Raw genomic sequence first — 13,424 nt, forward strand, 5'->3', positions numbered from 1 at the left:
AGGTGAGGGCTCCCCCAGGGGTCGGGTACGGGTCAGTCGCGCTGGTAGCGGGCGAGGACGAGGTTGCCGTCCTCCTGCAGGCGTTTGCGCAGCTCCGCCGCGTCGATCGCCCCGCTGTAGTACTCCTGGTAGGCCGGGGTGGCCACCTTGTCCTTCCACTCGGGGTAGCCCCGGACGGACTGCGCGGGCGCGGAGCGCAGGTGCTCGGCGACGGCGGCGCCGGTCGCCCAGCCGTCCTTCGCGGTGTGCAGGGACGGGTCCGCGAGCGCCGCGGTGCCGGTCGGCAGCATCCAGTCGCCGCGCGCGAGGCGGACCATGCCGGCCGGCTGGAGGAAGAAGTCGAGGAAGGCCGCGGCCTCCTTCTTGTACCGGCTGTCCTCGGCGATGGAGAGCGTCTGCGGGCTGACGCCCTGCGCGAGCCCGTCCTGCCCCGCGGGCGCGGGCAGCACGATCCACTCGAAGCCCTTCGGCGCCTGCTGCGTGATCTGCTGGCGGTACGAGAAGCCCAGCGGGACCATCGCGTACTTGCCGCCGAAGAACCCGGGCAGGGCGTCCGAGCCGCCACTACCGAGCGTGGAACGCGAGGCGCTGTGGTCGGTGTTGACCTGGTCGTGGATGGTTCCGGGCACGACGCCGTCCTGCTCGGTGAAGCGGATCGTCACCTTCCCGTCGGGTTCCCTGTGGAAGAGCTGCCCGCCGGCCGAGAGCCCCAGGTTGAGGCTGACCGAAACCGGCTCCTTCAGCGGCCAGGCGATCGCGTACTTCCCCTCGCCCATCGCGGCCGTCAGCTCCTTGGTGATCTGCCGGAACTCCGCCCAGCTCCACGGCTTCTCGGGGGTCGGCAGGCGGACGCCGGACGACTCCAGGATCTGCTTGTTGGCCATGATCACGCGCGGTTCCTGGAGGAACGGCACGCCGTAGACCCCGCCGCCGAAGGTCGTGGTCTCCCAGCTGCGCGCCGGGATGTCGGCCTTGAGCCGCTCGGGCAGAAGGCCGGTCAGATCGACGAGGTAGCCGCCGTAGGCGAAGTCGGCCAGGTCGTCGGAGGCGTCGTGGATGATGTCGGGCGCCTCGCCGCCCTCGAAGGAGGTGAGGAGCTGGTCGTGGACGGAGTCCCAGCTGCCCTGGACGTAGTCGACCTGGATGTCGGGGTGGGCCGCGTTCCACTCGGCGACCAGTTCCTTGTTGGCGTCGACGGACTCCTTCTGCCAGGCCAGGGACTGGAAGCGGAGCCGTACCGGGCCGTCGCCGGGCTCGTCCCCCGCCGAGCAGCCGGTGAGGAGCAGCGCGAGCGCGGCGGCGGCCGCGAACGTCCGTACCCGCATCAGGACTTCACCGCCCCGGCCAGCATGCCGCCCGTGATGCGCTTCTGGATGATCGCGAAGATGACCAGCGAGGGGATCGTGGCCAGGAACGCGGCGGCGGCCAGCGGTCCGAGGTCGGCGACGCCCTCAGCGCCGAGGAAGTGGGTGAGGACGACCGGCAAGGTCTGCTTCTCCGGGGTCTTGAGCAGGACGAGCGCGAAGAAGAACTCGTTCCACGCGGTGATGAAGGCGAAGAGCGCCGTGGCGACGATGCCGGGGGCGAGCAGCGGGGCGGTGACCGAGACGAGCGTACGGAGCTTCCCGGCGCCGTCGACGGCCGCGGCCTCCTCCAACTCGGCCGGGACGGCCCGTACGTACCCCACCAGCATCCAGAGCGCGAACGGCAGCGACCAGACGACGTAGACCATGACGAGGCCCAAGAGGCTGTTGATCAGGTGCAGGTTCTTGAGGACGAGGAAGAGCGGGATGATCACGAGCACGAAGGGGAACGCCTGGCTGATCACGACCCAGCCGGTGGCGGCGGTGGAGAGCCGGCTGCGGTGGCGGGCCATCACATAGGCCATGGGCGTGGCGATGACGACGGCGATCAGGGCCGCCGACAGGGCGGCGATCAGGCTGTTCCCGGCGGCCTGGAGCAGCGGCTGTTCGTCGAAGGCCTGCCGGAAGTTGGCGAGGGTCGGGTCCTTCGGGATCCAGGTCGGGTGGAGCGAGCCGAGTTCGGTCGCCGGCTTGAAGGCGGTGGAGATCAGCCAGAGGAACGGGAAGGCGAGGAAGACCAGATAGGCGAGGAGCGCGAGGTACTGGCCGATTCGCGCGGGTCTGCTTGCGCGGAGGGTGCTCACCGGTCCTGGTCCCCCTTCAGCCGTCCGACGAGGTAGAGGGCGAGGAGTACGGAGATGACGGCGACCATGACGCAGCCCATGGCGGCGGCGTAGCCGAACTGCCCGTAGCGGAAGGCTTCCTCGTACGCGAAGAGCATGGGCAGCCGGGTGCGGCCGCCGGGTCCGCCGTTGGTCAGGACGTAGACCAGGGCGAAGGAGTTGAAGTTCCAAATAAAGTTGAGCGCTGTGATGGCGAGGGCCACCGGTCTGAGGGCGGGCCAGGTGACGGTACGGAAGCGGCGCCAGGCGCCCGCGCCGTCGAGGGCGGCGGCCTCGTGGAGTTCGTGCGGGGTGTTCTGGAGGCCGGCGAGCAGGGCGACCGTGGTCTGGGGCATGCCGGCCCAGATGCCGACGACGACCACGGCGGGCAGGGCGGTGGCGAGCCCGGTGAGCCAGTCGCGCCCGTCGCCGAGGCCCAGATCGCGGATGGTCTCGTTGAGGATGCCCGCGTCCGGGTTGTAGACGAGACGCCACATGATGCCGACGACGACCTCGGGCATGGCCCACGGGATGATCGCGAGCGCCCGGGCCAGCCAGCGGAAGCGGAGCTTCTCGTTGAGCAGCAGCGCGAGGCCGAGGGCCAGGAGGAACTGCGGCACGGTGACACCGACGGCCCAGAGCAGACCGATCCGGAAGGAGTCCCAGAAGAGGGTGTCGTGCAGCAGGTCCTGGAAGTTGAGGGTGCCGACCCACTGGGTGGGCTGAGTGCGGCCGGACTGGGAGTCGGTGAAGGCGAGCGCGATGCCGTAGAGGAGGGGGCCGACGCTCAGAACCAGGATGGGGATGAGCGCGGGCAGCACCAGGAACCAGGCGCCGTGGTCCCGCACCGGACCGGGCCCGGGTCTCCGGCCGGCGGCCGTCGCCCCGCCGGACCGCTTCGTTGCGGTCGCCACTCCCACAGATCGACCCCTTATGCACCTTTTGCGAATGCGACTCGACCTCCGTCATGGTCCTGACGGGCCGTCGGTTCGTCAAGGCAGCCTGCATGGATGCGAGACTTTGGCTGATTCGCACACGCATCGGGGCAGCTGGGAGAGACGGATGGACGAGGCGCGCGCACGGGAGATCCTGGCCGCCGCGGGGCTGCCGACGGATCGGGAAGCGCGTGAGCCGGAGGCGCGGCTGCTCGCGCTCGGCGAGAACGCGGTCTTCGCCGTCGGCGAGCTCGTGGTGAAGATCGGCCGGGACCCGGAGCTGCTCCCCCGCGCCGAGCGCGAACTCGCGCTCGCGGCCTGGCTGGCGGAGACGGACATCCCGGCCGTGCGCGCCGCGGAGCCGAAGCCCCGTCTGGTCGACGGCCACCCGGTCACCCTCTGGCACCGGCTGCCCGAGGCCGTGCGCCCCGCCGAGCCCCGCGACCTGGCGCCGCTGCTTCGTCGGATCCACGCCCTGCCGGAGCCGACGGGCTTCACGCTGCCGCGCCGCGAACTCCTGGGCGGGGTCGAGCGGTGGCTGCGGCTCGCGGGCGACGCCATCGACCCGGCCGACGCGGCCTTCCTGCGCGAGCGGCGGGACGCCTTCGCCCCGGCGGCGGCCGCGCTCACCCCGCGCCTCGCCCCCGGCCCGATCCACGGCGACGCCCTCCCCCGTAACGTCCATGTCGGTCCCGAGGGTCCGGTCCTGGTCGATCTGGAGACCTTCTCCTCCGATCTGCGCGAACACGATCTGGTGGTCCTCGCACTCTCCCGCGACCGGTACGGACTCGATCCCGCCGCCTACGACGCCTTCACCGAGGCGTACGGCTGGGACGTCCGGGAGTGGGACGGATGCGCGGTGCTGCGCGGGGCGCGGGAGACCGCGAGCTGCGCCTGGGTGGCCCAGCACGCGCCGACGAACCCCAAGGCGCTGGCCGAATTCGAGCGCCGGGTGGCCTCGCTGCGGGAAGGTGATGCCACCGTGAGGTGGTACCCCTTCTGACATCAAGACGGGGGGTCTCGTGCGAATTCCCACTCATGAACGGGGTGTTGTGATGCGCGTGGAACTGTCCGAGGTGACGCTCGACGTCGAGGTGAGCGGCGAAGGGCCGACCGTCCTGCTGGTGCACGGCTTCCCCGACAGCAAGGATCTCTGGCGCCACCAGGTGCCGGCCCTGACCGCGGCCGGATACCAGTGCGTCGTTCCGACCCTGCGGGGCTTCGGCTCCTCCGGCCGCCCGGCGGAGGGGGACGGCGGCGGCTTCGAGGGGTACCACCCGGCCAAGCACGTCGGCGACCTGCTGGAACTTCTGGCCCACCTTGAGATCGACGGCCGCGTCCATCTCGTCGGGCACGACTGGGGCTCGGGCATCGTCCAGGGCTTCGCCCAGATCGCGCCCGAGCGGGTGGCGTCGCTGAGCATCCTGTCGGTGGGGCACATGGCGGCCATCAAGGACGCGGGCTTCGAGCAGAAGCAGCGGTCCTGGTACATGATCCTGTTCCAGTTCCCCGGGGTCGCCGAGGACTGGCTCTCCCGGGACGACTTCGCCAACCTCCGGGAGATGGCGACCGAGCACCCCGACGCGGAGGCGATCGTCGAGACCCTGCGGGCGCCGGGCGCCCTGACGGCGGCGCTGAACATCTACCGGGCGGGCGTCCCCGTCGAGGTCCAGTTCGGCCCCGCCCTGCCGCTCCCGCCGCTGCCGGGCCCGGTCCTGGGCGTCTGGTCCACCGGCGACCGCTTCATGACCGAACAGTCCATGACCGGCACCGGCAAGCACGTGGACGGCACCTGGCGCTACGAGCGCGTGGAGAACGCGGGCCACTGGCTCCAGCTGGACCAGCCCGAGCGGATCAACACGCTGGTCCTGGACTTTCTCGCGGAGAACCCGATCGGCTGACGCCGCCGCGCGGCGCGCCCGCCCCACGCTCCGTCAGCGCGCCACCGGTGCGAGTTCCCGCAGGGGCCATGACGGGTCGACGAAGGCGTCGGGGGTGCCCTTGCGGCGCAGGAAGTCCTGGAAGTCCTCGGCCCACGTGCGGTACCAGTCGATCTGACGGCCGTGCAGCTCGGCCGGGGTCAGTGCGGCGACCGTCGGGTGTCGCTCGGCTATCGCGATGGCCACCCGCACGGCGGCCTCCGCGTCGGCGGACGCCTGGTGCGCGGCTTCGAGGACGACTCCGTACTCGGCGCAGACCGCCTCCAGGGTCCGCTTCCCCCTGCGGTACCGGTCGACGGCCCGGTCGATGGTGTACGGGTCAACGACCGGGCCTATCGGGGCGCCGCCGCGCCGCTCGCTCAACGAGGGGAGCCCGTGGCGGCGCAGCTCGGCGGAGAGCAGCGTGAGGTCGAACGAGGCGTTGTACGCCACGATCGGGACGCCCTGGTTCCAGTACCCCGTCAGGGTCTCGGCGATCTCGTCGGCCACCTCGGCCACCGGCCGCCCCTCGGCGGCCGCCTGCTCGCTGCTGATGCCGTGGATCGCGGACGCCTGCTCCGGGATGCGGATGCCCGGGTCGGCGAGCCAGTCCCGGTGCCGCGTCACCCGTCCGCCCGATACGCCGACGATCGCGGCGGTCACGATCCGCGCCTCCAGCGGTTCCGTACCGGTCGTCTCCAGGTCGAATCCGACCAGCGGTTCCCCGTGCCAAGCCATCGGGCCTCCTTACGTGATCTCCCCCGTGGTGCTGAACACCCTCGCACGAGCCACTGACAACGGGCCCCGGCGGGCTGTCCCCCGGCCATCCCCCAGCCGTGAGCCGGCCTTCCCTCAGCCTTCCGTCGGACTCAGGAGACCGGGCGCGAGTCGAGCCAGACCGACTCGAACTCCTCGCGATATGTGGAGAAAAGTCCGTATTCGCCGTCTCGCCCCTGTTGTCCGGAACGCACCAGGTTCCGCCCGCCCCCGCGCAGCACGAGCACCGGCGCCTCCATGCCCCGCGCCTTCCGCAGGTACGACTGGATCACGGCGACCCCGTCCGGTCCGTCCCCGTCGACCAGGTACGCCGTGAAGCGCGGGGTCTCGTCGAAGACATGGATCTGGAAGGCGTCCGGGTCGCGCAGCCGGGACCGCACCCGCCGCATGTGGAGGATGTTCATCTCCACCGAGCGGCTCAGCTCGCCCTTCTTCAGCCCCAGTTCCCGCTCGCGCCGCTTCACCGCGCTGCTCGCCGGGTTCAGGAAGAGCAGGCGTATCCGGCAGCCGGACTCGGCGAGCCGCACGAGGCGCCGCCCGGAGAAGTTCTGCACGAGCAGGTTCAGGCCTATGCCCGTGGCGTCGAGGCGGCGGGCGCCCCCGAAGAGGTCCTCGGCCGGCAGCTGGCGCTGCAGCCGCACCCGGTCGGGGTGGACGGAGACCACGTCCGCGTACCGGTCGCCGACCAGGTCCTCGACCGCGTCGACGGGCAGCCGGTCGGCGGACGGCACGCCCGCCCCGCTGCCGAGGATCTCCAGGAGCCGGGCGGACGCCCGTTCGGATTGGGCGAGCACGGTGAGCGAGAGGGCGCGATTGCGGGAGACGACGTTCCGCGTCACCTCCAGCTCGTCGAGGGCGAGTTCGACCTCGCGCCGGTCGTCGAAGTACGGCTCGAAGCACGGCCAGTGCTGGACCATCAGCTCGCGCAGCTGCGGGAGCGTCAGGAAGCTGAGGACGTTGTCGTCGGCCGGGTCCAGGAGGTAGCCCTTGCGCCGCGAGACCTCGCGGACGGCGACGGCCCGCTGCACCCACTCCTGCCCGGCGGGCCCGGCCGCGGCCACCACCCACTCCTCGCCGTGCACCGGCTCGTACACCGGGCGCAGTACGGCGGCCACCACCGCGCGCAGCCGCTGCTCGACGAGATTCAGCCAGATATAGGCCCGTCCGGCGCGCTGGGCGCGGGTGCGCACCTCGCTCCAGGCCTCGGCGCCCCAGTCGAGCTCTGCCCCGATCTCCATCGGCCTGGCGACGGAGACCGCTCCGGGCGGTACCTCCACGGGGTCGGGCGAGCCCCCCTCGTGACCCGCGTCCCCTGGGGGCAGCTCCAGACCTCCCGAGCTCACCCGCGCACCGCCTTCTGCTCCTGGACGCCCGATCCGACCGTCTGTCAACGATCAAGGAAGGGTACTCCGCGAGCGGGAGCCGGTGCAGCCGGATCGACAGGCTGCTCGGTCAACTCCCCTGATTCGGAGTGCCGTTCCGTCCGGCGAGATCGCCCGGAGTGAGCGGATTCATAGCGGAAGCGTCCCTGGCCGCGGGCAGGAAGCCCACCCGGTCGGCGAGGGGCGGCCGAGGTCCCGGTCCCGCCGCGGAAGGGAACACGATGTCGACCCGTACGACCGGGGTCGGCGGGCGCCGTGCCGTTGACGCGGTCGCCCCCGGCCGTCCGTGACGGCGCGCCCGGCGTGTCGGGTGGCCCGCCCTCGGCTCCCTTTCGGGCAATCTGGCCGGAGTGCACCCCAACACCCGGATCAGAATGGAAGAGTCGTATCTATGCAGGTCTGGCCGGGACAAGCGTATCCCCTGGGCGCCACGTACGACGGCGCCGGAACCAACTTCGCGGTCTTCTCCGAGGCCGCCCACAGGATCGAGCTGTGTCTGCTCCATGACGACGGCTCGGAGACAGCGGTGGAGCTGCGCGAGACGGACGCCTTCGTCCGGCACGCCTATCTGCCGGGAGTGATGCCGGGTCAGCGGTACGGATTCCGGGTCCACGGTCCGTACGCTCCGGAGCGCGGGCAGCGCTGCAACGCGGCGAAGCTGCTCCTGGACCCCTACGCCCGAGCGGTCTCGGGCTCGGTCCAGTGGGGCGAGGCGGTGTACGGCTACCACTTCGGGCGGCCGGACTCGCGCAACGACCTCGACTCGGCGCCGCACACGATGAGCTCGGTCGTGGTCAACCCGTACTTCGACTGGGGCGACGACCGGCGGCCGCGCACCGACTACCACCGCACGGTGATCTACGAGGCCCATGTGAAGGGCCTGACCATGCTCCACCCGGAGCTTCCGGAGGAGCTGCGCGGGACGTACGCGGGGCTCGCGCATCCGGCGGTGATCGGGCACCTGAAGGAACTGGGCGTGACGGCGCTCGAATTGATGCCGGTGCACCAGTTCGTGAACGACCACCGCCTGGTGGACGCGGGGCTCGCCAACTACTGGGGCTACAACACGATCGGCTTCTTCGCCCCGCACAACGCGTACGCCTCCTGGGGCGACCGGGGCCAGCAGGTCCTGGAGTTCAAGTCGGCGGTACGGGCCCTGCACCAGGCGGGGATCGAGGTCATCCTCGACGTGGTCTACAACCACACGGCGGAGGGCAACCACCTGGGCCCCACGCTCTCCTTCCGGGGCCTGGACAATCCCTCGTACTACCGGCTCTCGAACGACCGCCGGTACTACACGGACACCACCGGCACCGGGAACTCGCTGCTCATGCGGTCCCCGCACGTGCTGCAGCTGATCATGGACAGCCTGCGGTACTGGGTGACGGAGATGCACGTCGACGGCTTCCGCTTCGACCTGGCGGCGACGCTCGCACGGCAGTTCCACGAGGTGGACCGGCTCTCGTCCTTCTTCGACCTGGTGCAGCAGGACCCGGTGGTCAGCCAGGTGAAGCTGATCGCCGAGCCGTGGGACGTCGGCGAGGGCGGCTACCAGGTGGGCAACTTCCCGCCGCTGTGGACCGAGTGGAACGGCAAGTACCGGGACTGCGTACGGGACTTGTGGCGCGGCGAGCCGCGCACGCTGGCCGAGTTCGCGTCCCGGCTCACCGGCTCGTCCGACCTGTACCAGGACGACGGCCGCCGGCCGCTGGCCTCGGTCAACTTCGTGACCTGCCACGACGGTTTCACGCTGCGCGACCTCGTCTCGTACGACGGGAAGCACAACGAGGCGAACGGGGAGGGCAACCGGGACGGCGAGAGCTACAACCGGTCTTGGAACTGCGGGGCCGAGGGCGACACGGACGACATCGGGATCCGGGAGCTGCGGGCCCGCCAGATGCGGAACTTCCTCGCGACGCTGATGCTCTCGCAGGGCGTGCCGATGCTGAGCCACGGCGACGAGTTCGGCCGGACGCAGGGCGGCAACAACAACGCGTACTGCCAGGACAACGAGGTGTCGTGGGTGCGCTGGCCGGAGCCGGGCGCGTCGGAGGAGGGCACGCTCCTGGAGTTCACCCGGGCCATGGTGCGGCTGCGGCGGGACCACCCGGTCTTCCGGCGCCGCCGCTTCTTCCACGGGCGTCCGGTGGAGGGGACCCACGACGAGCTGACGGACATCGCCTGGTTCACGCCGGAGGGCGAGGAGATGACGGCGCGGGACTGGCAGGCGGCGCACGCGCAGGCCCTGTCGGTCTTCCTCAACGGCAACGCGATCTCGGAACCGGGACTTCAAGGGGAACGGATCGGGGACGACTCGTTCCTGCTGATGTTCAACGCGTCGTCTCAGGAGCTGGAGTTCGAGGTCCCGATCAACCACGGCGAGAGCTGGCGGGTGGTCGTGGACACCTCCCACCCGGAGGGCATCCCTCCCCAGGAGGGCCCGAAGGTCGCAGCGGGCGAACGGGTGTCACTGGCACCGCTGAGCCTGACGGTGCTGAAGCGGCCGGCGTAGGGGGCGGGCGGCGGGGCCGGCACCCGGTGACGGTGGAGACCGGCCTCGTTCGGCGGCGGCCGAACGGGTGTCGCGATAACTGCTGGGCACCGGCTGAACATCACACAATGCACCCGAACGGACGCATGCGGCGATGACACAGAAGGCCTCGCGCCGGGTACGTACGTTCGCATGACGCCCTCGCTCCCGGCCTCGCCGGCCGCCCGGACCGTGCCCACCGCCACCTATCGGCTCCAACTCCAGCCGGATTTCCCCTTCTCGGCCGCCGAACGGGCCGTCCCGTACCTCGCCGGGCTCGGGGTGTCGCATCTGCACCTCTCCCCCGTCCTGGAGGCGGTGCCCGGGTCGACGCACGGGTACGACGTGACCGACCACCGTGCGGTCCGGGCCGAGCTGGGCGGGGAGGCGGGGCTGCGGGCGCTCGCGGCGACCGCGCGGGCGCACGGTCTGGGCCTGGTCGTGGACCTGGTCCCGAACCACATGGCGGCCTCGCCCACGCACAACCACGCGCTGCGCGCGGTGCTCCGGGAGGGGCTGGAGTCGCCCTACGCCCGCTGGTTCGACGTCGACTGGGCGGCGGGGGACGGCCGGATCCTGCTGCCGGTGCTGCCGGCCCGGCTGCCGGAGGTACGGGAGCGGATGCGGGTCGCCGACGGCCAGTTGCACCTCGACGACCTGTCCTTCCCGCTCCGCGCGGGCACGGAGGGGCTGCCGCTGCCGGAGCTGCTCGACGCCCAGTGGTACCGGCTCGGTTGGTGGCGCCTTGCCCGTACGGAGCTCAACTACCGGCGGTTCTTCACCATTTCGGAGCTGATCGGGGTTCGGGTGGAGGACCCCGAGGTCTTCGACGCGACGCACGGCACGATCGTGGAGCTGGTACGGGACGGGGTGATCGAGGGGCTGCGGATCGACCACCCGGACGGACTCGCCGACCCCGAGGGGTACTTGGAGCGGTTGCGGGAGGCGACGGGTGGCCGGTGCTGGACGGTCGTGGAGAAGATCCTCACCGGGGCGGAGCCGCTGCCGCCGACCTGGCCCGTCGCGGGGACCACCGGCTACGACGCCCTGCGGCATGTGGACGGTCTCTTCGTGGACGGGGCCGGTGCCGATGAAATGGCCGATCTTTATCGGGAGTTCGTCGGACGGGCCGGGGACAGGGGCGGCTCCTGGGAGGCGACCGCGCGCCGCGCCGCGTACGAGGTCGTGACGCACGACCTCGCCGCGGAGACCGGCGTTCTCACCCGGCTCGCGGAGCGGATCTGTGCGGCCGACCCGGAACTGCGCGACCACGCCCCCTGGGCGTTGCGGACGGCTGTGCGCGAACTCCTCGTCCGCGTACCGGTCTACCGCTACTACCGCACCGGCGACGAGTCCGTGCTGACGCCCGAGGCGGCGCGCGGCGCGAAGGCGGCCTTCGCCGTGGAGGAGGAGGCCTCGGCGGTCGACACCGTGCGCGACATGGCGCTGGGGCGGCTCGGCGACGGCCTCGAACACCGGGCGTTCCGGGCCCGGTTCGCGCAGACCTCGTCCGCGCTGCGCGCCAAGTCCGTCGAGGACACCGCCTTCTACCGCTACACCCCGCTCCTCTCGGCGAACGAGGTCGGCGGAGACCCCGGGCGTCCGGGCATCGGGCCCGAGGAGTTCCACGCGTACTGCCTGCGGCTGGCCCGGGACTGGCCGGCCACCGGGACGGTGCTGTCCACGCACGACACCAAGCGCAGCGCGGACGTCCGGGCGGGGATCGCCGTGCTCTCCCAATGCCCGCAGGTGTGGCGGGAGTTGCTCGACGAGGTGGCGGGCGTCCACGCGCCGGATCCGCATCTGGCGTGGACGGCGTGGCAGACGGCGTTCGGCTTCGGCACCCCGGACGCGGAGCGGATCGGCCCGGCGGTCCTCAAGTCCGTACGGGAGGCGGGGCTGCACACGAGCTGGACCGAGCCCGACCCGGCGTACGAGCGGGCGGTGACCGACTTCGTGGCCGCCGGGCCCGGCCGGATCCCGCTGCGGGCGGCCTCGGAGGCGGCGTTCGCCCTGGAGCCGCACATCCGGGCACACATGCTGGGCGCGACCCTGGTCCAGCTGACGATGCCGGGGGTGCCGGAGCTGTACCAGGGGACGGAGCGGGAGTACCGGGCGCTGGTCGACCCGGACAACCGGCGGCCGTTCACGGTCGGCGAGGACGACGACAGGACGGCGCTGGTACGGGCGGCGCTCACCGTGCGGCGGCTGCGGCCCGAGGCGTTCGCCGCACCGGACTCGTACGCCCCGCTGACGGTGACCGGGGCCGCCGCACCGCACTGTCTGGCCTTCGCGCGCGGAGGCCCGGGCGCCGCGCCCGAGGTGGTCACGGCGGTCACGCGGCTGCCGCTGCGCCTGGTGGAGGCGGGCGGCTGGCAGGACACCGAGCTGGTCCTTCCGCCGGGTCGCTGGGTCGATCTCCTGGACGGGGAGCGGGAGTTCGCGGGCGGGGCGGTGAAGCCGGTCGATCTGTTCGACGCGCGTCCGGTGGCGCTGCTCAGCCGCCGGGCCTGACGAGCAGGCTCCGCGGGGCGCGGGTGATCAGGCCGGTCCGCTCGGGCCGGAAGCCGTCGGCGAGCCGGAGGCGGGGCATGGCGTCGAGGAGCGCCCGCAGGGCGTACTCGGCTTCGAACCCGGCGAGGAGAACGGCCGGGCAGGCGCCGGTGCCGTACGTGAGCTGCCCGGGGTCGTCGCGGAGCGGGTCGTAGCGGTCGGGTTCGCGGAAGCGTTCCGGGTCACGGCAGGCGGAGCCGATCAGCAGGGCGACGGGCTCCCCCGCCGGGATCGTGCCGCCGCTGACCCGCACCTCGGCGGCGGTGCGGCGCACGGCGATCTGGACGGGCGGGTCGCGGCGCAGCGACTCCGTCCAGGCGCGGGCGAGCTGTCCGGAGGGCGCGGCGTGGAGTTCCCGCGCGTGGTCCGGGTCGGCGAGCACGTTGGCGAGGAAGGAGGCGAGGGCCTTCTCCCGTACGGCGATCTGGCCCGTGCACTGGCCCGCGAGCGCGGCTGCGGCGCGGCCCCTGACCAGGCGCATCATGTCCCGGTACGGCACGCCGACGGCGGCGGCGACGGTGCCGGAGGGCAGCCAGTGGCAGAAGTCGGCGACCAGATCGGCGTGGGGCCGGTCGGCGATCCGGCGGGCGAGGACGTGGGCGGTGCGCGCGGCGACGCTGCGCAGCTCGGCCTCATCGACGTCGACGTGACTGCGGGCGCAGGGCGGGTCGCCGGGGCGGTGGCCGTGGGTGAACCGGGCATCGGTGAGGGCGGTGGCCACGTCGGCGTACCGGCTCAGGACCCAGGCGCGCAGCAGCGGGTCGTAGGTGAGCGGGAACTCCTCGCGCAGGACGCGGTGGACCCGGTGCGGGTACCGCGTGCCGCCGGGGTCGAGGGGGCTGGGGGCCACGGTCCGGCCGGTAGCGGCCGTCCCACCGGTCGCCGTGGACCCGCCGGCCGCTGCGGACCCGCCGGGCGTCGCGGACCGCCCGGCGGCGGAGGGCGCGGCGGTCCGGAACCGCCCGGCGGCCGTCGCGGCGGCGAGCGTCGCGCGGGCAGGAGCGGCCGGGGGCGGCCCGGGGTCCATGGGCGGCAGGTCGGCCCAGCGGTCGGGGGGCGTCCCCGGCTTCGACTCGTCGCTCATCGCGCCCCCCTGTCGGGTCCGGCATGCGGGTGTCCCCCCACCTGACCACCGCCGGGGGC

Annotated in this window: 10 protein-coding genes; 4 read left to right on the plus strand and 6 right to left on the minus strand. The window is 72.3% G+C overall.

Going from position 1 to position 13,424, the window contains the following annotated elements:
- Positions 1–32: 32 nt before the first annotated feature.
- From ACFWRO_RS07315 to ACFWRO_RS07325, 3 genes are read right to left on the minus strand one after another with little or no spacing between them, the layout of a single operon-like run.
- The gene (locus tag ACFWRO_RS07315; RefSeq protein ID WP_384505572.1) at positions 33–1,325 is read right to left on the minus strand and encodes an ABC transporter substrate-binding protein; all 1,293 of its coding nucleotides are present in this window, start codon (positions 1,323–1,325) and stop codon (positions 33–35) included.
- A complete protein-coding gene (locus tag ACFWRO_RS07320) occupies positions 1,325–2,167 on the minus strand; it encodes a carbohydrate ABC transporter permease (RefSeq protein WP_384505575.1) in 843 nt (280 codons plus the stop codon). Before ACFWRO_RS07320 ends, ACFWRO_RS07315 begins: the two co-directional genes overlap by 1 nt.
- The gene (locus tag ACFWRO_RS07325; RefSeq protein WP_384505578.1) at positions 2,164–3,099 is read right to left on the minus strand and encodes a carbohydrate ABC transporter permease; all 936 of its coding nucleotides are present in this window, start codon (positions 3,097–3,099) and stop codon (positions 2,164–2,166) included. The genes ACFWRO_RS07320 and ACFWRO_RS07325 overlap by 4 nt, the downstream gene beginning before the upstream one ends.
- Before the next feature lie 148 nt (positions 3,100–3,247).
- On the opposite strand from ACFWRO_RS07325, the gene ACFWRO_RS07330 reads away from it, so the two are divergent.
- Both ACFWRO_RS07330 and ACFWRO_RS07335 read left to right on the plus strand, forming a co-directional pair.
- On the plus strand, positions 3,248–4,123 hold the full coding sequence (locus ACFWRO_RS07330; RefSeq protein WP_384505580.1) for a phosphotransferase enzyme family protein: 876 nt from the start codon (positions 3,248–3,250) through the stop codon (positions 4,121–4,123).
- A 52-nt stretch (positions 4,124–4,175) separates the two neighbouring features.
- Positions 4,176–5,021: an alpha/beta fold hydrolase gene (locus ACFWRO_RS07335; protein ID WP_384505583.1), complete on the plus strand. Its 846-nt coding sequence runs from the start codon at positions 4,176–4,178 to the stop codon at positions 5,019–5,021.
- A gap of 33 nt (positions 5,022–5,054) precedes the next feature.
- Here ACFWRO_RS07335 and ACFWRO_RS07340 read toward each other — a convergent pair whose 3' ends face one another.
- Positions 5,055–5,777, minus strand: a complete 723-nt coding sequence (locus ACFWRO_RS07340; RefSeq protein ID WP_384505586.1) for a 3'-5' exonuclease — start codon at positions 5,775–5,777, stop codon at positions 5,055–5,057.
- Positions 5,778–5,908: 131 nt separating this feature from the next.
- The gene (locus tag ACFWRO_RS07345; RefSeq protein ID WP_384505588.1) at positions 5,909–7,159 is read right to left on the minus strand and encodes an SAV2148 family HEPN domain-containing protein; all 1,251 of its coding nucleotides are present in this window, start codon (positions 7,157–7,159) and stop codon (positions 5,909–5,911) included.
- Between the two features lie 430 nt (positions 7,160–7,589).
- Between ACFWRO_RS07345 and glgX the strand changes: the two genes are divergently transcribed.
- Together glgX and treY are read left to right on the plus strand one after the other, a co-directional pair.
- Positions 7,590–9,710, plus strand: a complete 2,121-nt coding sequence (glgX, locus tag ACFWRO_RS07350; protein WP_384505591.1) for a glycogen debranching protein GlgX — start codon at positions 7,590–7,592, stop codon at positions 9,708–9,710.
- Positions 9,711–9,881: 171 nt separating this feature from the next.
- Positions 9,882–12,242: a malto-oligosyltrehalose synthase gene (gene treY, locus ACFWRO_RS07355; RefSeq protein ID WP_384505594.1), complete on the plus strand. Its 2,361-nt coding sequence runs from the start codon at positions 9,882–9,884 to the stop codon at positions 12,240–12,242.
- On the opposite strand, the gene ACFWRO_RS07360 is transcribed toward treY, so the two are convergent.
- On the minus strand, positions 12,226–13,365 hold the full coding sequence (locus ACFWRO_RS07360) for a cytochrome P450 (protein ID WP_384505596.1): 1,140 nt from the start codon (positions 13,363–13,365) through the stop codon (positions 12,226–12,228). The genes treY and ACFWRO_RS07360 overlap by 17 nt on opposite strands.
- Positions 13,366–13,424: the final 59 nt, after the last annotated feature.

It is taken from the genome of Streptomyces sp. NPDC058579 (genome assembly GCF_042718575.1).
Lineage (GTDB): Bacteria > Actinomycetota > Actinomycetes > Streptomycetales > Streptomycetaceae > Streptomyces.

Coding starts and splice junctions, on each gene's coding strand:
- glgX (WP_384505591.1), top strand. CDS start 7,590: ATGCAGGTCTGGCCGGGACAAGCGTATCCCCTGGGCGCCACGTACGAC.
- ACFWRO_RS07335 (WP_384505583.1), top strand. CDS start 4,176: ATGCGCGTGGAACTGTCCGAGGTGACGCTCGACGTCGAGGTGAGCGGC.
- ACFWRO_RS07315 (WP_384505572.1), bottom strand. CDS start 1,325: ATGCGGGTACGGACGTTCGCGGCCGCCGCCGCGCTCGCGCTGCTCCTC.
- ACFWRO_RS07340 (WP_384505586.1), bottom strand. CDS start 5,777: ATGGCTTGGCACGGGGAACCGCTGGTCGGATTCGACCTGGAGACGACC.
- ACFWRO_RS07360 (WP_384505596.1), bottom strand. CDS start 13,365: ATGAGCGACGAGTCGAAGCCGGGGACGCCCCCCGACCGCTGGGCCGAC.
- treY (WP_384505594.1), top strand. CDS start 9,882: ATGACGCCCTCGCTCCCGGCCTCGCCGGCCGCCCGGACCGTGCCCACC.
- ACFWRO_RS07330 (WP_384505580.1), top strand. CDS start 3,248: ATGGACGAGGCGCGCGCACGGGAGATCCTGGCCGCCGCGGGGCTGCCG.